We start from the raw sequence: 18,276 nt of genomic DNA on the forward strand, positions 1-18,276 counted from the left end.
AAGATTTGCCTGCACTGCCTCCTGCTATTTTTTAGTTCTATCGAACTCACGTTAAAAACAGGGCGCATCTTGGCGCGTTCCGGGCTGGCGGATGCCCGTCGCTCAGTAGAAGCGCTCCGCCCGCAGATATTAGAAGAAGGGGATTTACATAGCGCACTCGATCGCCTCGCGGCTCAGATGTTTTCTCATACCTCAGTGCAGGTCGTCTGCGAAGCGATTGGCGAACCATATACTTTACCGAAAGAGGTGGAAACTAATTTATTTCGCATCGGGCAAGAAGCGTTAACCAATGCCTTTAAGTATGCCAATGCCAGCGAAATCCGCCTTGAGTTGCGGTATGAATCATCGCAAGTCGTCTTGCAAATCAAAGACAATGGGCAAGGGTTTGAAAGCCAAAGTCTATCCGTCGGTCGCGGCTTTGGGTTACTGGGAATGACCGAACGCGCCTAAAGTATTGGAGGAGAATTGACGATTGTGAGTCACCTTGGACAAGGTACAGAAATTGTAGTGAGAGTACAAACGCCATGACGCACAGCTTAACCGCGACACCTTACTCTTCTGCAATCCGCATCTTGATTGGCGATGACCATCCATTTATGCGAGAGGGTCTAACAGCCGTACTCGATTATCAACCGGATATGACCGTAGTTGGGCAAGCCTGCAACGGCTACGAAGCAGTAGAATTGTTCTGCCAACATCAACCCAATGTCACATTGATGGATTTGCGGATGCCGGAACTCAGTGGTGTAGAAGCGATCGCTACCATTTGCGCTGAGTTTGCCGACGCTCGAATCATTGTCTTGACGACCTATGACGGCGACGAAGACATCTATCGGGGACTGCGAGCGGGCGCAAAAGGTTATGTCTTAAAAGATGCAGAACCAGACGAACTACTGACAGCAATTCGGTCAGTTTACAGAGGTCAGCAGTACATCCCTCCTGCCGTGGGCGCAAAACTAGCAGAACGGATGCGGAGTCCAGAACTAAGCGATCGCGAATTGGAAGTGTTGCGCCTGATGGCAACAGGCAAGAGTAACTTAGAGATTAGCACTACTTTGGCGATCGCTGAGGGAACGGTCAAATTCCATGTGAAAAATATTTTGAGCAAACTGGGAGTGAGCGATCGGACTCAAGCAATGATTGTTGCTCTTAAGCGCGGTATCATTACACTTTAAGAATTCAGCCAAAGCAACAGAAGAATAAATTCAGAATTATCACCTGCTCTTAAGGATAGGTTATTTCTAGCCCTAAGAGTAAGTTGATCCCTATCCCTGTTGTTAGTGCAAAAACTCCCCGCAGGGGATGCGACAAAGTGGGGTCAATTTTCATATTCTCAGAATCAAGAAACGATATTCAATTTCTTACTGTTCTTTCTAGCATTTTCATCGCCAAAATGCTATCAACAGACCGCATAAAACAAAGATGAGTCAGACAAGCGATCGCGACAGGCTGCTCATGCCAATTTCAGAACACGACCATACCCAAGGAAAAATCGATGCGTCAGTCCTTTTAGTGTAATACGGTGACTATCAATGTCTTTGCTGTAGTGAGGTAGGATGATTCAAGAAATTCAGCAACAGATCCAATTGTGCTTTATATTTCGTCATTTCCCCCGCACACAACTTCATCACCACATACAAAACCAGAGATTCACATTCCGTTAGACTGCACAACTCTACCTGGCACTGAGGTGGACTGGGGATACTTCTCTGAACCAGAGCCGTATCTCAACAATCGCCAAATCTTTTGTCCTCGTGGTAAAGTCTTGGGGGGCAGCAGTTCGATTAATTTCCTGGTGTATATCCGGGGCAATGCTCACGATTACGATCGCTGGGAGTCACTAGGGAATCCTGGTTGGAGTTACCAAGATATCCTGCCCTACTTCAAGAAATCTGAACACCAGCAACGCGGAGCTGACGCATATCATGGCGTAGATGGGGAATTGAGCATCACTGATGTTATCTCCCCTGCTCCCATCTCCCAACGATTTGTTGATGCAGCCGTGGCATTGGGATACGATTACAACCCTGATTTCAATGGCATAAAGCAGGAAGGAGTGGGGCCGATTCAGTTGACGGTCAAAGAGGGGAAACGGCACAGTGTTGCTGCGGCATTTCTCGTGCCGATTTTGGATCGCCCGAACTTAACGGTGCAAACGGGTGCGTTGGTGACTCGGTTATTGTTTGAAGGCACTCGCGCCGTTGGAGTGGAATATCTGCGTGAGGGAATGCTGCATCAGGTCAGAGTTAATCAGGAAGTGATTGTCAGTGCGGGTTCGTTTGACTCGCCCAAGTTGCTAATGCTTTCTGGCGTTGGGGATACAGCAAAATTACAAGCAATGGGAATTCCTGTGGTGGCTCATTTACCTGGTGTGGGTCAAAATCTGCAAGACCACATTCTCGTTTCTGTGCCCTACGAAGCAACTCAGGATTTACACACGGCAACGACTAGCAATGGCTGTGCTGAAGTTGGATTGTTTTTGCATAGCGAGAACAATCAGGAGGCTGCGCCAGATTTAGAATTAATCTTTGGCCCGTTGATGTGGGCACCTCCTGGCTATCCTAACTCTGGTTTGGGCTTTACGGGTCTAATCGCTTTAGTTCATCCTGAAAACATTGGCAGTGTGTCTTTGCGCTCTACCGATCCCAGAGACACGCCAGTGATTCGGCTAAACTATCTGCAAAGTCAATCTGATGTGCAAAAGCTCGTTGCCGGAGTTAAATTAATGCGCCAATTGTTCCAGACCAGTGCTTTTGATGAATTTCGCGGTCGGGAAGTTGCTCCGGGCGCTGATGTAACTGACGATGTAGCCCTTGAAGCATACATCCGGGAAAACTGCGGTACGGTGTTTCATCCAATCTGCACCTGTAAAATGGGCACAGATTCAATGGCAGTTGTAGACTCCCAACTGCGGGTCTATGGAGTTGAAGGCTTACGGATCGTCGATGCCTCCATTATGCCAACTCTAAATACAGGGCATACAAACGCGCCCACAATTATGATCGGCGAAAAAGCAGCCGATTTAATTAAAGCAGCAGATAGCGTTTCCAAGCCAGCACAGAAAGCACAAGTGACTCATACCTATTCGCAATAAGCTTTTGCTTCACTACGCTAACGCAATTACTTTTTGTAATGGGAATTTTACCCCAAGGTAGAAGAAAAATGAAGATTGCTCAATATGGAACAGCGATCGCGGTTCTTCATACGATCGCTAATGGACTACATGGTTTAGCACATGTGGAAATCCCAGTAGCCCTATCTTTGCTTCAGAGTTCGTTTGTGGGGATTGTGATTTTTTTGACTCCCATCATTGCAGCCGTATTACTTTGGACACAGTTCTACCGCATTGGTAGTTGGCTGTTGCTCAGTTCAATAGCAGGATCGCTCCTTTTTGGAATCTACAATCATTTCATCGTCATTAGCCCCGATCATGTGTCTCAAGTTTCCTTGGCAGGTTGGGGTCTGCTTTTTCAAGTTACAGCCATTCTCATATTAATAGTAGATGGATTCGGGTGCGGAATTAGCGTTTGGGCATTGAAAACAATCCAGCAACCAGAGGAGGTCTTATAAGTTCGTAACCATCATCGTTCCTAGAGATCGCAACACTGGGGGCAGTAGCATTGTAAACTCACAATCAACAGGTAGTTAGGGTTTATCAAAATCCATCTGCAACCCTCATTTTCTCAGTGTTGAAACACTTACACTATAGGGAGAAAGAACCATGAGCCAATCTAATCTATCCATTACTGCCCAAGAAGTAGCTACCAATACTATCTTGGACACTGCTGCTCAAGAAGCAGCTACTGATACTATCGTGGACATTGATCTTAACGTTCAAGCCCAGAAGGGCCCAGACCTACGAAAAGACCATCCTAAAAGTCACGGCTTGGTTTGGGGAGAGTTCAAAGTTGAGGAAAATATTCCTGAATCGTTGAAGGTGGGTATATTTGCCCAGTCAAAAACCTACCCGCTTTGGATGAGGCTCTCCAATGCTTCCTCAGTAGAGAAGCGCGGTAAGCTCAAGTCGGATCTTGATCCCGATGTTCGGGCACTCGCGATCAAACTCTTACAGGTAGAGGGTGAAAAAGTGCTGGATGATGAGCAGGAAACCCAAGACTTTTTGATGATTAATCATCCGGTCTTCTTTGTCCACGATGCCCAAGGGTTTGCCAACCTGACGAAAGCAAGCGTTGGTCAAGCAAATGAAGAAGAGCTGCGCTCGCTAGAACCCACGTTTGAAGTTCTCAAAGCGGTTACGAGCAAACAAGTTGCAAATCCACTGCTGATCCAATATTGGAGTACAACTCCCTATAAACTTGGCTCTGTGTCCATCAAGTTTTCTGTAAAACCTCATCAGCAAGATACTCCCAGTTCACCCCCCACTTCAGAGACTTACTTGCGTGAGGCAGTCGTCAAATATCTGTCGGAAGAGGGCAAAGATGCAACCTTTGACTTCTTGGTGCAGCTTTATGTCAACGATGAGAAAACTCCAATTGAAGATCCAATGCAGGAGTGGCAAGAGAAGGACTCACCGTTTATCAAGTTTGCAACCATCACAGTTCCAGCTCAGAAATTTGACTTCGAGGAGCGGAAGCGACTGGATGAGGGTCTATCGTTCATGGCTTGGCATACCCTCCCAGAACACGCACCCTTGGGTAGTGTCAATTTAGCTCGTAAAAAAGTTTATCAAGAGATAGTAAAGGCTCGACGGAGTAACATACACCACCGCCTTGAAGAGCCGCAAGCATATAGTTCAGTTTTAGACGATCCTGAATAATCTTGCTTGCCAACTACTTCTGCCAACAATTGGTGGAAGTAGTGTCTCACAATATCTAGAATACTAACGATTGCTCTTTCTCATTAATGGATTTAAGCAATGCAAGACGGCGTTGAGCTTTGTCTACAGCAGCAGAACCGCGAGTTTTTAGAGACATGGGAGATATTTATTGAATAGTTCTATCTCAACATAGCGGAATGCCTTTCTACGTGAGATGAGTAATTTTGTGGATTTAATTAAGAGTTGATATTGAGAGTTTCTCTGTATTTTTACTAATCCATCCAGATATATTTGTCGGTTGTTTCGGGATGAACGCAATCATTTATGTAACAGCGATCGCCGAAATAGCAAATGCTGTCGCCGAAATAGCAAATGCTGTCACCGAAATAGCAAATGCTGTCACCGAAATAGCAAATGCTGTCGCCGAAATAGCAAATGCTGTAGCCGAAATAGCAAATGTAGTTGCCGAAATAGCAAATGTAGTTGCCAAAATAGCAAATGTAGTCGTCGAAATAGCAAATGTAGTCGCCGAAATAGCAAATGCGATCGCCTTGCAGAAAACCTCAAAAATAAAGCGATCGCCTGTTGTCCAAGAGTGAGCGATGTCTACGACGGGCTACGCCTACGCCTTACAGAAAATCTCAACAACAAAGCCTAGACCCGTAACGGCTTGCTGTTTGTTAGAAATCGCTTGTTGTGGAAGAGTGAATGCGATCGCAATGGTTATTCTGATAAACAAGCAGATATCAGGTAAGTCGCAGACATGATTATTCTAGTTGTAGCTTGAGGCGATCGCAGTGAAACCCAATGAATAAACTATGATCAAGAAGCAGACTTGATTTACTAGAGTGCTTTGCATGGTTTCAGCAGAATTAATCTCCACTTTGCGAGAACTTAGTCGAGCAGATAAGTTTTATATTATGCAGGTTTTAATCTCAGAGTTAGCCCAACAGGAAACCGAGCTGATTAAGCCCGATCAGTCCTATCCTGTGTGGTCGCCTTATGATGCAGTTGAAGCAGCAGATACTATGTTAAAAGTGCTAGAAGCTGCTAAAACTCAAGACCATGCGTAACGCACAACGGTATTCCTTTATCCCGATTGATGTTGCATTGGGCGAAGCCAGTTTCCGCCCCTATCTACCCCTTACTTTGATCTACCAGCAAAGTTCTGCGATCGCATCCGGTCTGTTGGATACTGGAGCAAGCGTGAATGTGCTTCCCTATCCAGTAGGAGTTGAGCTTGGGTATGTGTGGGAACAGCAGACAACTGTTACAACTTGTATTTGCATGGACACAGGCTACAAACGTACCGCTAATTTTGGGGCAAGTTAACTTCTTTATGGAGTTTGATGTTTGTTTCTACCGTTCCCATTTACAGTTTGAGATCAGCCCTAAATCGTTAGCCTTAGAGTAGTGGACGGAAGGCTTTGGTGTGGGTCATTGTAAAGAGCGATCGCCTTACAGAAAACCTCAAAAACTAAGCGATCGCCTGTTGTGGAAGAGAGGTGCGTTAGCGTAGCTCACCGTAGATATCGCCTTACAGAAAACCTCAAAAACAATAGCGGCTTGTCGCTAGACATCGCCCGTAATTATAGTGTTAGGTTCGCGTCTGCCACGATTTTGGATCTTTGCGACCATGAAAAATTGCCGTCACTATTACTCGACTCGACACAATCCGATAGTACACAGCATAGGGAAATCGCCGCACTACTGCTCGTCGAATATCACCGTAGACAATTACATAGGATTCTGGCATCTGAGAAATTCGATTCACCGTTTCGTCTACACAGTCTAAAAACTCGTCACCCAGACCGGGTTTCTGACTCTCGTACCAACTGTGTGCATCATTGAGTTCTTCTCGAACCTCTGGGCGAAACACCAGGACATAATTCATTGTTGCCCCTTAATTGATGCTTTGATTTCCTCCCAAGTCAGTACATTATCTGGATTTGAATTATAGTCAGCAGTTCGACGATCAAGCTCTTGCTTTTGTGCATTGGTTAAATCAGGGTAAACTTGCTCTGCTGCGATGCTATCCCAAATTGCCTGTACAATACGGATTCTATCTTCAACACTAAGAGTTGCGATTTCGTTCAAAGTAGCTGTGATATCCATACTGATTAATTTGGAGTGAGGAAGCAACTGGTACACTTTAAATATAGCGGACAAGATTTTGTCCATCAAATCAAACGCTGCATTTGCTTTGATGCCCAACAGTGCGATGTCTACGACGGGCTACGCCTACGCCCTACAAAAAACCTCAAAAATAAAGCGATCGCTTGGGTAGAAAAATAACCTACTAAGCTGTTGCAAATTCTGTAAATTTTCTCACATCTGGAGGCTGAAAAGCTAACACAATATCGTTGCTACTTACACCTAATTTCATTAATTCAGTCGCTATTCCTTCTTCTGTCCAGTCTTCTTCTATGAAAATTTTCTCATTTTTAATCCGAATATGAACATGAGTATATTTAAGTCTTTTGCTACCTTGCCAATCTACAGTTAACCAGAGATAATGATCATGGTTTTCATCAAATACTAAACAATTTTCAGCAATTTTATCAGGTGATTGACGAGATAAATTATCATATTCAGTTAGCACCTGTTTAATTAACTCTCGATATTGTGTTAATTTATCCATAAAGTAATTTCCTCCCTTTCATTGTTAAAAACAATAAATTCAATTTGCTGAAGTTTAACTACTGCTTGAATAGATTTTCTTTGAAAGAAAGTATCAAATACTGTATCTCTGATTGCTAGATAAATTTTATAGTTTTTACTGGCTAGTTGTAAAATATCGCGGTATAGAATATATTGACCTAGAGCATTTTCAAAATCTCTCATGGGAGAAGGACTGATAAAACTCTTGATTTCTACAACTATTTTTCGTCCTTCTTGTTCTGCTAACAAGGCTTTTTCTACAAATAAATCAGCATAAAGTTCTGCATCTTCATACTGCAAAAAATAAGGGTCAGCTATAATTGTCCAGCCATCTTTAATTAAGGCATTTTTAACAGCATCATGGTAAATGTCTTTTGCTGGCATTTCCTTCGTAGTAATATTGGCTAGATATTAAGTTCAGTTATTATAATTATACTCACTGGCCGATAACTTCAATATCTCATCCCCTTAAAATTACACTCCCAAAGAGCGATCGCCTTGCAGAAAACATCAAAAACTAAGCGATTGCCTGTATGGAAGAGTGAGTGCGATCGCTTTACAGAAAACCCCAAAAATAAAGCGATCGCTTTGTGTAGACATTCAATTCTCAATAGCTGCTCAAATTTCTTCGCGTATGAGTCGTGAATTAGATTCTAGGATTTATTCTGGGGTTTTGCCAACAGCTAATTTCTTTAGAATCAACTCAACAGTAATGCATATTCTAACAATCACGGGTTTCCAGATCATCGTTTTATGATTAATTGTTTGAAAGGCTTTTGCATTGTTTTTGGTTATTTATGTTATTATATATACTTGAATTAGTAGCCTTTTTGTGTACATTTACTATCAGCCACAAGCATCACTGATTAAGCATATTACGGAGGTATTTTTGTGGATAGAATTACCAAAAGTTTGATAGAAGCTTTTCTAAAAGAACATGAAATAGAATCAGAAGGAGAAGCAATAGATTTTGAAAAATTTTGTAACTACTGCGTAATTTCACGAGAGTATCCTGAGACTTTTAAAGTAGAAGATGTTTCTGTAGGCAGTTCAAATGATACCGGACTTGATGGCATCGCTATTATTGTAAATGGTAAACTTGTAGACTCTATTGAAGAAGTTGATGATTTAGCTGATATCAATAAACGTATGGAAGCAACATTTATCTTTATTCAGTCTAAAACATCAAACACTTTTGATAGTGGAGATATGTTAAAGTTCTTTGAGGGAGTTTCAGATTTTTTTGCGGAAGAAGAACCAGTTTTAGAACGCAATGAAATGGTTGAATATAAAGCAAAAATAGCTACACATATATATTCAAAAAGTAGTATGATGCTACGGGGAAGACCTTTATGCAAGATGTACTATATCACAACAGGTAAATGGACTGATGACAAAAACTTAGTCAGGCGTATGAGTGCTAAAAAACATGAAATTGAAGATAAAAACATATTTGAAAAAGTAGAAATTCAGGCACTAGGTGCTGATGAAATTAGAAAGCTATATCAAAGTACAAAACTAGCATTAAGTACAGATATTATTTTTGCTAGCAGAGTAGTATTACCTGAAATCTCAGGAATATCTGAATCGTATATAGGTACTCTACCTTTTTCGGAATTCAGAAAACTAATAGTTGATGAGTTCGACAATATTAGATTATCCATTTTTTATGATAATATTCGAGCCTTTCAAGGAAGTAATGATGTTAATCATGATATCGAGTCTACATTAAAGTCAGGAGAATTAGATAGATTTTCAGTCTTAAATAATGGAATAACAATAATAGCTAAATCATTAGATACTGTTGGCAATAGATTTAACATTCGAGATTATCAAATAGTTAACGGGTGTCAAACAAGCCACGTTTTGTTTAACTGTAGAAACTTAAGTGGTATTAATAATTTACAAATTCCAGTAAAGATAATTGTTACAGACAAAGATGATGTAATAAATAGCATAATTAAAGCAACTAATCATCAAACACCAGTTAAAAAAGAAGAACTTGCAGCGTTATCTGAATTCCAAAAGAAATTAGAACAATGCTACAACTCGTTTGAATCTTTTCATGCTGGAGAACAGTTATATTATGAAAGACGTTCAAAACAGTATCACGATAGAGCAGATGTACCGAAAAATCGCGTTATTACAATTCCCGACCAAATTAAAACTTTTGCTGCTATGTTTCTTGACCAGCCTCATAGAGTATCACGTTCCTATGGAGATTTATCTAGAGAAATAGGTAGTAAGATTTTTGGTGCTAATCATAGTCCAACAAGCTATTATGCAAGTGCTTTTGCTTACTATCGACTTGAAAATCTTTTTAATCAGAGAAATAGAAACAAGTTAGACCCTAAGTATAAAAAATGTAAATATTATTTACTTATGGCTATGAGGTATTTGACCGCAGGAGCAGATATGCCAAGCCTGGATAATCAAAGAAAAATGGAACAGTATTGTAATAAAATTATATCTGTGCTTAATAGCCAGCAAGAATATTTGCAAGTGTTTGAGAAAGGAACTGAGATTATTGAAGAGCAGTTTCTACATTTAAATATTAATATAGATAATCGTGACGTAATCACAACTGTAAGTTTTGTTGAACAGTTGAAAAAAAGACTAGAAAGCGAATTTTCAAAAAGAAATTCTAAATAAAGTAAATTGTATAGAACAGGACAAGATCAAAAAAATAATAGCAATTTATCTCTACTAACAAAACAATAGAAAACAAGCCTGCTTTCACAGGCTTGTTTTCTATACTCTATATAATTTCAATTTCTTCTAAACCAATGTCATAACTTGCTCATATTCTTCTTTATGGCTTTGCAAAGCATCCCAAAGATCGACTTTTTGCTGAAGATTAAGCCAAAGTCTTGGCCCATTTCCTAAAGCTTTACCAAGACGTATTGCTATATCTACTGTAATTGATCTCTGGCCATTAATAATTTCCTGAATTGTTTGATTAGATACTCCTAAAACTTCTGCAAAATTTGCGGTAGTAATATCTAAATCATCTAAAATATCTGCAATTACTTCGCCAGGATGTATTGGTCTTACTAATCTATCATCAGTAATATCTTGCCAATTATCCATAATTAATACTTCTTACTTAATAATTGGGTTAACTTATTTAGCATTGTCTAGCCAAATCTAATATTAACACAGGAGCTAATGATAATCTTCAAGGTTGACATCATAAGCATCGCCATCTTCAAATCTAAAAGTTATACGCCAGTTTGCTGATACCTTAATTGACCAAGTTCCTTTCCTGTCTCCTTTTAATTCATGTAAATCATAACCCGGTAATCTAATATCTTCTACAATTAACGCTGAGTCTATAACTTCAAGTCTAATTCTAATTTTCTTTTCTAAGTTTGCAGGAACTCCTTTATTAAAATTTTCTCTAAATAAATTTTCTAATGCTTTATTTTGAAATGTTTGAATCATTTCAATTTCGACCTTCCTAACCTACATAAATTATTTGACAATGGATGCCTTCATTCTGTTACCACACTAGTCCAAGATTTAACGTAAAGCCATTTAACACATCTTCTCCTGACAAAGTAAGAGGCGATTCCAATACCTCAACCTCTTGTCCTTGACGATAAATCTCTACTTGCCGCGATTTACTATTAATTAACCAACCCAAACGCACACCATTATCTATATATTCCCTCATCTTTTCCTGAGCAACTTTCAAACTATCACTTGGCGAAAGTAACTCAATTACAAAATCAGGAGAAATGGGAGGAAACTTTTGTTTTTCTTCTTCAGTTAAAGCATCCCATCGTTCTAACTTTATCCAAGAAGCATCAGGCGAACGATCTGCACCATTAGGTAATTTAAAACAAGTAGAAGAATCAAAAGCGATGCCAGTACCATCGATATCTGTCCAATTCATTAATTGTTGAGTGATTCTGGCATTCTTATTTCCGGTTTCTCCCCCTGTAGGTGGCATGATTATTAATTCTCCCATAGCAGTGCGTTCAAACCTCAAGTCACGGTTTGCCTGACATAGATTAAAAAACTGCTCATCTGTCAGTTCCAATACTGATTGAAGGTTGACCGTTAAAGCATTCATAGTCATATCTCAGATTGAAAAGTTAGGGCAGGCATAAAGCCTGCCCATTAATCCTAGTCTATCCCTTCAATCCGGTCTTCAACTTCTTGGTATAACTCGCGCAGACGATCTAAATTATCCTCGCTAGTTTCCCAATAACCGCGTCCATTGACTTCCAACAAAGTTGATACAATCTTGCGGAAAGAATGGGGATTGAGATTCAGCAACCGTTTCTGCATTTCTTCATCTTTGATGAAGGTTTCGTTAGTATCCTCATAAATCCAGTTATCCACAGCGCCGGCTGTCGCACTCCAACCTGTTGTATTCACCAACCGCTTGGAGAGTTCGCGCACACCTTCGTAACCGTGAGACAGCATACCCTCGTACCATTTGGGATTTAACAATTTGGTACGCGCATCTAAACGCACGGTTTCTGATAATGTCCGCACTTGGGCGTTAGCTGTGGTTGTATCTGCAATATAAGATGCTGGTTTTTTACCATCACCCCGCAGACTTGCCACCAGCTTAGTGGGATCTGAATCGAAGTAATGAGAAACGTCAGTTAAGCTAATCTCCGAAGAATCCAAATTTTGGAAAGTTGCATCAGCAGTTTTCAATGTACTTTCAAAAATCTGCCGCGATTCGTCCATAATTCCGGGGTTATCAGAATTGAAGGAGAAAGATTTCCGGTTGAGATACATTTCCTGCAACTCGGCTTCGCTATCCCAAGTGCTGTTTTCTACCGCCAAGTTGATATTTGACGAGTAGGAACCAGAAGCGTTGGAGAAAACGCGCGTCGCTGCTTGACGCAGATTAATCCCCATTTCTTCAGCTTGCTGCAAAGCGTGTTTGCGAACAAAGTTCATTTCTAAAGGTTCATCCGCCTCAGCCGCCATTTTCACGCCTTGGTCTAGCAGGTTCATTTGGTTGATGAACAAGTCGCGGAATACACCAGAACAGTTGATTACCACATCAATTCTGGGGCGTCCCAACTCTTCTAGAGATATCAATTCCAACTTGTTCACCCGTCCCAAGGCATCGGGAACTGGACGCACACCCACCATCCACATAATTTGCGCTAGGGATTCACCGTAAGTTTTGATGTTATCGGTTCCCCAGAGGACACAGGCGATGGTTTCTGGCCATTTTCCATCATTTTCAGCCTTGTTACGTACCAAAAGCCGATCTACGACGATTTTGGCTGATTGGACTGCTGCCGTTGTTGGGATGGATTGCGGATCTAAAGCATGGATATTCTTACCTGTAGGCAATACATCCGGGTTGCGGATGGGATCGCCACCAGGGCCAGGTAAAATGTACTCACCTTCCAGCCCTCTGAGTAATGCTCCTAGTTCGTTGTCGGCACAAACTTGTTGCAAGCAGAATTCCAAATACTCAAGTAGGGGTTTTAGGGCGGCGGTGTCAACTTTGGGATAACCTGCTTTATGCAATGCTTCTACCCAAGGTTCCTTTTTGCCCATGTTGAAGAAATTCAACCGGGAAACCAGAGAAACTCGTCCATCGGCGTCGATTTGCTCTTGGACAAGGGCGGTAACTGCTGCACGGGTTGCCAAAGTGATATCTTGCAATAACTGGACATCTTCTAAAATGCCCCGATCGCTATTTTGGTAAATATCATCAATGTTACGCCCAATGCTGTTAGCGATAATTCCCGGTAAGCCTTGAAGTCCTTCTTCTTGACGATCTAGACTAGCAATGTTGACGAGAGTTGCGATCGCTTCTTCTGCACTTGGCGGTTTACCAATGACGTGCAACCCACAAGGCAACAACCGCGACTCGATTTCCATCAACTTGCGGTAAACGTTGCCAACAATATTATCCCGCTCATCGGTACTCATGTCTCTGGCATCGGTTTCTGGCAGGTTAATATCCTTATCCAGATTCACGATCCGGCATTTATCCATGATGCTGTTAACAATGGAAACACCGCGTCCACTATCTTTCAAGGTTTGGTAGGAAGCAATTAACTCGCTGAGTTCCTTCAAACCTTTATACAAACCAGCATTTTCTGCCGGCGGTGTCAAGTAGGAAATTGTTTCGGCATAACTCCGGCGTTTGGCAATTGTCGCTTCACTCGGATTATTTGCTGCGTAGTAATACAGGTTGGGAATTGAACCAATCAAGTTATCTGGATAACAATCACCAGACATCCCCATCTGTTTACCTGGCATGAATTCTAAGGAACCGTGTGTACCAAAGTGCAGTACAGCATCAGCTTTCCAAACTTGCTCTAGGTAAGTGTAGTAAGCAGCAAAACCGTGGTGAGGACTCGCTGAACGGGAGAACAACAGCCGCATCGGGTCGCCTTCGTAACCGAATGTAGGTTGTACACCGATGAAGACATTACCGAATTGCTTACCATAAATTAGCAGATTTTGCCCATCGCTGTTGAGATGTCCGGGAGGTGGGCCCCAGTTTTCCTCTAATCGGTGAGAGTAAGGGGTAAGTGCCTCATACTCAGGAACCGACATTTTGTAAGCAACGTTCAGTTCTGGGCTGTTGTACTGCGCTTGAGCGTCATGGATGACTTCTTGCATCAACGCTTCGGCTGATTCTGGCAATTCTGGTAAGTCGTAGCCGTTATTTTTAAGGGCTTTCATTACCTCGTAGATGGAGCCGAATACATCCAAGTAAGCGGCGGTTCCCACGTTGCCTTTATCTGGCGGGAAACTAAAAACGGTGATGGCGACTTTTTTATCGAGCTTCGGCTTGCGGCGGAGGTTAGCCCATTTTAAGGCGCGTTCGGCTACAGCTTCAACCCGATCGCGGAGTGCGATCGCTTTCCCAGTAGTTCCATCTCTACCCGATAAGATAATCGGCTCAATTGCTCCATCCAATTCCGGAATTGCAATTTGCAAAGCTACTTGAATTGGATGTAACCCTAAATCGCTATCCATCCACTCTTCTGTGGTTTGGAATACTAAGGGTAACGCCACCATATAAGGACGATTTAAGCGTTTGAGTGATTCAATTGCCTTGGGATGATCTTGTCTAGCTGGGCCACCCACTAAAGCAAAACCAGTCAGCGATATTACTGCATCTACTAACTGTATCTTGGTAATTGGTTCGTAGAAGTAAGCATCAACAGGCTTGGAGAAATCCAAACCACCAGCAAACACAGGTAATACCCGTGCGCCTAGTGCTTCCAACTCCTGCACCATTGCGACATAATGGGCATCATCGCCTGTAACTAGGTGAGTACGTTGCAATACTAACCCGACACAAGGAGCTAGGGGATCTTTTAGATCACTAGAAATATCCTTACGAGCTGTATACCAATTGAGGTACTCTCTGACATCTTCAAACATACTGGGAGCCAAAGGATGCCAAATCCCTAAATCGGGATAAACCACCGGCTGTTCGTATGTAGAAGGTGCAAAATTCTGTTTTTCTAAACCTTTAAATACATATTTATCAGCTAGCATCAGCAAGAAGTTTTCCAGGTTTTCTGGAGAACCACCTAGCCAATACTGAAAACTGAGCATGAAATTTCGGGCATCCTGTGCCTTATCCATCGGTAAAAACTTCAGAACTTGCGGTAGGGTTCGCAAAAGCTTCAGCATCCCATCTTGGAATCCCGCACCGGATTTTTCTTTGCGTTTCCGCATGAATTGGGCGATCGCACTTTTTGACTGACCCAACTGTGCCAAGGAAAAGCTGCCCATTTTACTCAGGCGCATTACCTCTGGCATTGAGGGAAAGACAACGGAAACATCCAAGCGATCGCGGTGTGGTTCTACTGCTGCTACAACTTTCTGTGCTAAGTCTTCGATGAAAATGAGGGAAGCGATGAAGATATTCGCATTCTCAATTTCTCGTTTAAACTCCTCGTAATTTTCTGGGTCGCGGAGTTCCTCAATCAAGTACCCGCTGATTTCAATCGCCAAGTTTGGATTGTTCGCGTTAATCGTGCGAACCGCTTGCGACAAAGCACTCTGGTACTGGGACTCAAGCACGACATAGACCACCTTGATTAAACTACGACCGCGTAAGTTATCAGGCGCAATGTGTCTAATGGTGGACTTGACGTGTGTGAACATGCTTCTTCGGCTCCTTTGATGCGTGTTCTCTCTGTAAGTTCCTAGCGGCATCATCAGCCACAGGTAACTTGTGATCTTTTAGGCAATATCTGTTTTTTATCAGAAAACGCTTGCCCAGTAGGCATTTTATCGCCTATATGACACAAATCGATATAAAAAACGAAATATTTCTTCGTAATTGTTGACTTTATATAAAAGTGTTTACTCACTTATATGTAAATTTTTTGTAATGTCATTTTATGGCTAAATAACTATTTGACTATATACTATTTAAAAAAAATAAAACCCATGTAAGCGGTTTGTTAAAATCAATTCTGAATCAACCTTCCCGCACCATCCAAACTAACATTCCCAAAAGTATTTCCACTGGTGGAACGGTATAATCATTCAAGTCAATACTCAGTGTTTGCTCTTCTAATTTCAAAAATCGCCAAGCCGTACCGCTGCTGATGCTGCCATAAATTGTTTTAATCGGTATATTATTGATTTCATTAAATTTTTGGGCGGCAATCATTTCTGCTGCACATTGCCCTAAACCAGGTTTTAAATCACCTTTTTTCGCTTCAATAATTACGATCGCAGGAGCTTCAATAAATATTTGTTCGGGTGAGCGGCTAATTAAAAAATCACATACTCCATTTAAGCCTAGCTCCGATGCAACGGTAAAATCTTCACCCGAAAAAAAGCTGACTTTGCGTTCAAGAATTTTCCGAACTTCTACGAGTATTGGACTAATAATTAACTCTGAACGAGCTTTTTCTGAACCAGTTGCTGTTGCTAGTGGTAGTCCTTCGCTTAGTGCTTCTTTGAGGTAAAAACTAGGTTCTATAGACTGCATTTCTGGTAAAAACCGTCCACTTTCAACTATCGTTAAGTTAAAGTCGCGTTTGACTTTTGACAGCGAGAAGTCACTATAAGACATTATAAATATGATATTACTCTACGAGTATTGATCCTATCGTGTTTATAGGTGTTTTCTTGGGGATGGGAGCGACAAGAGCGATCGCCTTGTCCAAATGCTGTGTCAAAGAGGCCGCGATCGCCATTTCTTACCCAGAAGTCGATAGAGTTCAGGAAATGCGATCGCAATTCCTTGATTAAGCATATTTACTGTAATTCATTGAGCTTTTTATTCAAGCCCTTCTTGCAGAATATCTTGATAAATCACAGATTTGCGCATAGTCTTACTCCGCAAAATTCTTTTAATTAGATATTTATTTAATGCTAACCCAGCTAATACTGCTGTTGATGCAGCAACATTACGGTGGATTCTGGTATCGTTTAGTGCTTCAATAAGTAGAATTCAGCAATTGCAAGTATTTTCTGAATGCCAATGCAGTTTAGGATTTAGTATTCTAATTTATCGGATAGGTAATTCAATCACAAACTCTGTACCTTCACCTTGTGTTGAATGGCAACTTAGCTTACCGCCATGATTGTTAACTACAATTTGGTAAGCAATAGATAAACCTAGCCCTGTTCCTTTACCGATAACTTTTGTAGTGTAAAAAGCATCGAATATCTTTGTCCGATTTGCTTCGCTGATTCCTGACCCATTGTCTGCAATTCTGAGAATAACTCGCTCTGCAATGGCTTCCGTTTTAATCCAAATCATCCCAATATGTCTAAAATTTTCATCGAAATGTTGATTTTTTTGTATTTCTTCAACTGCATCTATCCCATTACTAATCAAATTCATAAAAACCTGATTTAGTTCGCTTGCATAGCACTCAATAAGTGGTAAATCTCCATATTCTTTGATTAATTTAATTGTTGGACGATGAGCATTTGATTTAAGTCGATGCCCAAGAATGAGTAGCGTAGTTTCTAATCCTTCATGAAGGTTAGCCAGCTTTTTCCCTGCTTCTCCGTATCGAGAGAACTTATTCAACGATGACACAATTTCTGTAACGCGATCTGTACCTAACTGCATAGATTGAATAATTTTGGAGAAATCATTTAACAAATAGCTGATGTCTTTTGTTTTAATAGCATTTTGGATTTCATAAGGTGGGTCGGGCAGATACTTTTGATATAGTTCCAGTAAATTAACAATCTCTTGAAAATACTGTTCAATAAAATTCAAGTTGCCAGCGATAAAATTGATAGGATTATTTACTTCATGGGCAATTCCTGCTGTCATTTGACCCAAGGTGGCAACCTTTTCTGCATGAATCAGTTGGGTTTGAATCTGTTGTAATTCGGCGTTTTTGGCAATCAAGGTTTTTGTCAAATTTCTCAGTTTCAGTTGCTGCTCTATTCGCACCAACACCTCTTCATATTGAAAAGGTTTAGTAATATAATCTACGGCTCCTAGTCGCAATCCTTTAACCTTATCAGCAGTATCTGAAAGAGCAGTCATAAAAATGATCGGAATATCCCGGACACGAGGATTGCTTTCACTTTTTAGGTATTTACAAGTTTCAAAACCATCGATACCCGGCATCATTATATCAAGCAAGATTAAATCAGGTAAATTATCATTGTCTAATCTCTGAATGGCTTTTTCACCACTGCGAGCTGCCCAAACTTCAAAGCTCGACTGATCCAAAAAGCTCGACAAAACTTGTAAGTTGGCAGGGTTATCGTCAACGACTAAAATAATTCCTCTGCTAGGCTCGCGATTTAGGGAATTTCTTTGATCGCCTATCGTTGCTGTCATAATATTTCTAACCTATATTGATTCACGTTGCTTCTCTGCGAGACGCCAAAGGCGAACA

At 41.3% G+C, this 18,276-nt stretch carries 22 protein-coding genes and 1 pseudogene; 12 read left to right on the top strand and 11 right to left on the bottom strand.

Features of this window, described 5'->3' with window-relative positions; all coding sequences use genetic code 11:
- The 9 genes and pseudogenes from HWQ43_RS00775 to HWQ43_RS00815 all read left to right on the top strand — a co-directional run.
- On the top strand, positions 1-450 hold a 450-nt coding region (locus tag HWQ43_RS00775), incomplete at its 5' end, for an ATP-binding protein (protein WP_292728914.1).
- A 74-nt stretch (positions 451-524) separates the two neighbouring features.
- Positions 525-1,175 carry a response regulator transcription factor gene (locus tag HWQ43_RS00780; protein ID WP_292728916.1) on the top strand — a complete coding sequence of 217 codons (651 nt, stop codon included), beginning with the start codon at positions 525-527 and terminating at the stop codon, positions 1,173-1,175.
- Positions 1,176-1,588: 413 nt separating this feature from the next.
- On the top strand, positions 1,589-3,094 hold the full coding sequence (locus tag HWQ43_RS00785; RefSeq protein ID WP_292728918.1) for a GMC family oxidoreductase N-terminal domain-containing protein: 1,506 nt from the start codon (positions 1,589-1,591) through the stop codon (positions 3,092-3,094).
- A gap of 68 nt (positions 3,095-3,162) precedes the next feature.
- Positions 3,163-3,570: a hypothetical protein gene (locus tag HWQ43_RS00790; protein ID WP_292728920.1), complete on the top strand. Its 408-nt coding sequence runs from the start codon at positions 3,163-3,165 to the stop codon at positions 3,568-3,570.
- A gap of 151 nt (positions 3,571-3,721) precedes the next feature.
- Positions 3,722-4,777 (top strand): catalase family protein, encoded by a 1,056-nt coding sequence (locus HWQ43_RS00795; protein WP_292728923.1) that lies wholly within the window; start codon positions 3,722-3,724, stop codon positions 4,775-4,777.
- Positions 4,778-5,085: 308 nt separating this feature from the next.
- Positions 5,086-5,376, top strand: coding sequence for a hypothetical protein (locus tag HWQ43_RS00800; protein ID WP_292728925.1), 291 nt, complete (start codon positions 5,086-5,088; stop codon positions 5,374-5,376).
- Positions 5,377-5,379: 3 nt separating this feature from the next.
- Positions 5,380-5,544 (top strand): hypothetical protein, encoded by a 165-nt coding sequence (locus HWQ43_RS00805; protein ID WP_292728927.1) that lies wholly within the window; start codon positions 5,380-5,382, stop codon positions 5,542-5,544.
- 90 nt (positions 5,545-5,634) lie between these two features.
- A complete protein-coding gene (locus HWQ43_RS00810; protein ID WP_100899550.1) occupies positions 5,635-5,850 on the top strand; it encodes a hypothetical protein in 216 nt (71 codons plus the stop codon).
- A pseudogene (locus HWQ43_RS00815) lies at positions 5,843-6,191 on the top strand (hypothetical protein). Before HWQ43_RS00810 ends, HWQ43_RS00815 begins: the two are co-directional and overlap by 8 nt.
- 183 nt (positions 6,192-6,374) lie before the next feature.
- On the opposite strand, the gene HWQ43_RS00820 reads toward HWQ43_RS00815, so the two are convergent.
- Positions 6,375-6,671 carry a type II toxin-antitoxin system RelE/ParE family toxin gene (locus tag HWQ43_RS00820; RefSeq protein WP_292728932.1) on the bottom strand — a complete coding sequence of 99 codons (297 nt, stop codon included), beginning with the start codon at positions 6,669-6,671 and terminating at the stop codon, positions 6,375-6,377.
- Positions 6,668-6,892 carry an addiction module protein gene (locus HWQ43_RS00825; protein ID WP_292728935.1) on the bottom strand — a complete coding sequence of 75 codons (225 nt, stop codon included), beginning with the start codon at positions 6,890-6,892 and terminating at the stop codon, positions 6,668-6,670. The genes HWQ43_RS00820 and HWQ43_RS00825 overlap by 4 nt, the downstream gene beginning before the upstream one ends.
- Before the next feature lie 15 nt (positions 6,893-6,907).
- Between HWQ43_RS00825 and HWQ43_RS00830 the strand changes: the two genes are divergently transcribed.
- On the top strand, positions 6,908-7,072 hold the full coding sequence (locus tag HWQ43_RS00830) for a hypothetical protein (RefSeq protein WP_292728937.1): 165 nt from the start codon (positions 6,908-6,910) through the stop codon (positions 7,070-7,072).
- Positions 7,073-7,076: 4 nt separating this feature from the next.
- Here the strand turns inward: HWQ43_RS00830 and HWQ43_RS00835 are convergent, their stop codons facing one another.
- From HWQ43_RS00835 to HWQ43_RS00845, 3 genes are all read right to left on the bottom strand, one after another.
- Positions 7,077-7,418 (bottom strand): XisI protein, encoded by a 342-nt coding sequence (locus HWQ43_RS00835; protein WP_292728939.1) that lies wholly within the window; start codon positions 7,416-7,418, stop codon positions 7,077-7,079.
- Positions 7,406-7,822 (bottom strand): XisH family protein, encoded by a 417-nt coding sequence (locus HWQ43_RS00840; protein WP_292728942.1) that lies wholly within the window; start codon positions 7,820-7,822, stop codon positions 7,406-7,408. Before HWQ43_RS00840 ends, HWQ43_RS00835 begins: the two co-directional genes overlap by 13 nt.
- 68 nt (positions 7,823-7,890) lie before the next feature.
- Positions 7,891-8,049 (bottom strand): hypothetical protein, encoded by a 159-nt coding sequence (locus HWQ43_RS00845; protein WP_292728944.1) that lies wholly within the window; start codon positions 8,047-8,049, stop codon positions 7,891-7,893.
- A gap of 280 nt (positions 8,050-8,329) precedes the next feature.
- Between HWQ43_RS00845 and HWQ43_RS00850 the strand changes: the two genes are divergently transcribed.
- The gene (locus HWQ43_RS00850; RefSeq protein ID WP_292728948.1) at positions 8,330-10,090 is read left to right on the top strand and encodes an AIPR family protein; all 1,761 of its coding nucleotides are present in this window, start codon (positions 8,330-8,332) and stop codon (positions 10,088-10,090) included.
- Positions 10,091-10,216: 126 nt separating this feature from the next.
- On the opposite strand, the gene HWQ43_RS00855 is transcribed toward HWQ43_RS00850, so the two are convergent.
- The 5 genes from HWQ43_RS00855 to HWQ43_RS00875 form a co-directional block, all read right to left on the bottom strand.
- The gene (locus HWQ43_RS00855; protein ID WP_292728950.1) at positions 10,217-10,528 is read right to left on the bottom strand and encodes a HigA family addiction module antitoxin; all 312 of its coding nucleotides are present in this window, start codon (positions 10,526-10,528) and stop codon (positions 10,217-10,219) included.
- Between the two features lie 75 nt (positions 10,529-10,603).
- On the bottom strand, positions 10,604-10,882 hold the full coding sequence (locus HWQ43_RS00860; protein WP_292728953.1) for a type II toxin-antitoxin system RelE/ParE family toxin: 279 nt from the start codon (positions 10,880-10,882) through the stop codon (positions 10,604-10,606).
- Between the two features lie 58 nt (positions 10,883-10,940).
- Positions 10,941-11,516, bottom strand: a complete 576-nt coding sequence (locus HWQ43_RS00865) for a Uma2 family endonuclease (RefSeq protein WP_292728955.1) — start codon at positions 11,514-11,516, stop codon at positions 10,941-10,943.
- A gap of 53 nt (positions 11,517-11,569) precedes the next feature.
- Positions 11,570-15,556: a magnesium chelatase subunit H gene (locus HWQ43_RS00870; protein ID WP_292728958.1), complete on the bottom strand. Its 3,987-nt coding sequence runs from the start codon at positions 15,554-15,556 to the stop codon at positions 11,570-11,572.
- 319 nt (positions 15,557-15,875) lie between these two features.
- The gene (locus tag HWQ43_RS00875) at positions 15,876-16,478 is read right to left on the bottom strand and encodes a hypothetical protein (RefSeq protein WP_292728961.1); all 603 of its coding nucleotides are present in this window, start codon (positions 16,476-16,478) and stop codon (positions 15,876-15,878) included.
- Positions 16,479-16,516: 38 nt separating this feature from the next.
- On the opposite strand from HWQ43_RS00875, the gene HWQ43_RS00880 reads away from it, so the two are divergent.
- Positions 16,517-16,657 (top strand): hypothetical protein, encoded by a 141-nt coding sequence (locus HWQ43_RS00880; RefSeq protein WP_292728964.1) that lies wholly within the window; start codon positions 16,517-16,519, stop codon positions 16,655-16,657.
- A gap of 259 nt (positions 16,658-16,916) precedes the next feature.
- Here HWQ43_RS00880 and HWQ43_RS00885 read toward each other — a convergent pair whose 3' ends face one another.
- On the bottom strand, positions 16,917-18,218 hold the full coding sequence (locus HWQ43_RS00885; RefSeq protein WP_292728967.1) for a response regulator: 1,302 nt from the start codon (positions 18,216-18,218) through the stop codon (positions 16,917-16,919).
- Positions 18,219-18,276: the final 58 nt, after the last annotated feature.

It is taken from the genome of Nostoc sp. JL31 (assembly GCF_017114965.1).
Taxonomy (GTDB): domain Bacteria; phylum Cyanobacteriota; class Cyanobacteriia; order Cyanobacteriales; family Nostocaceae; genus Nostoc; species Nostoc punctiforme_A.

Coding starts and splice junctions, on each gene's coding strand:
- HWQ43_RS00865 (WP_292728955.1), bottom strand. CDS start 11,516: ATGAATGCTTTAACGGTCAACCTTCAATCAGTATTGGAACTGACAGAT.
- HWQ43_RS00825 (WP_292728935.1), bottom strand. CDS start 6,892: ATGGATATCACAGCTACTTTGAACGAAATCGCAACTCTTAGTGTTGAA.
- HWQ43_RS00810 (WP_100899550.1), top strand. CDS start 5,635: ATGGTTTCAGCAGAATTAATCTCCACTTTGCGAGAACTTAGTCGAGCA.
- HWQ43_RS00855 (WP_292728950.1), bottom strand. CDS start 10,528: ATGGATAATTGGCAAGATATTACTGATGATAGATTAGTAAGACCAATA.
- HWQ43_RS00870 (WP_292728958.1), bottom strand. CDS start 15,556: ATGTTCACACACGTCAAGTCCACCATTAGACACATTGCGCCTGATAAC.
- HWQ43_RS00800 (WP_292728925.1), top strand. CDS start 5,086: ATGAACGCAATCATTTATGTAACAGCGATCGCCGAAATAGCAAATGCT.
- HWQ43_RS00885 (WP_292728967.1), bottom strand. CDS start 18,218: ATGACAGCAACGATAGGCGATCAAAGAAATTCCCTAAATCGCGAGCCT.
- HWQ43_RS00820 (WP_292728932.1), bottom strand. CDS start 6,671: ATGAATTATGTCCTGGTGTTTCGCCCAGAGGTTCGAGAAGAACTCAAT.
- HWQ43_RS00790 (WP_292728920.1), top strand. CDS start 3,163: ATGAAGATTGCTCAATATGGAACAGCGATCGCGGTTCTTCATACGATC.
- HWQ43_RS00835 (WP_292728939.1), bottom strand. CDS start 7,418: ATGGATAAATTAACACAATATCGAGAGTTAATTAAACAGGTGCTAACT.
- HWQ43_RS00805 (WP_292728927.1), top strand. CDS start 5,380: ATGTCTACGACGGGCTACGCCTACGCCTTACAGAAAATCTCAACAACA.
- HWQ43_RS00860 (WP_292728953.1), bottom strand. CDS start 10,882: ATGATTCAAACATTTCAAAATAAAGCATTAGAAAATTTATTTAGAGAA.
- HWQ43_RS00840 (WP_292728942.1), bottom strand. CDS start 7,822: ATGCCAGCAAAAGACATTTACCATGATGCTGTTAAAAATGCCTTAATT.
- HWQ43_RS00780 (WP_292728916.1), top strand. CDS start 525: ATGACGCACAGCTTAACCGCGACACCTTACTCTTCTGCAATCCGCATC.
- HWQ43_RS00795 (WP_292728923.1), top strand. CDS start 3,722: ATGAGCCAATCTAATCTATCCATTACTGCCCAAGAAGTAGCTACCAAT.
- HWQ43_RS00875 (WP_292728961.1), bottom strand. CDS start 16,478: ATGTCTTATAGTGACTTCTCGCTGTCAAAAGTCAAACGCGACTTTAAC.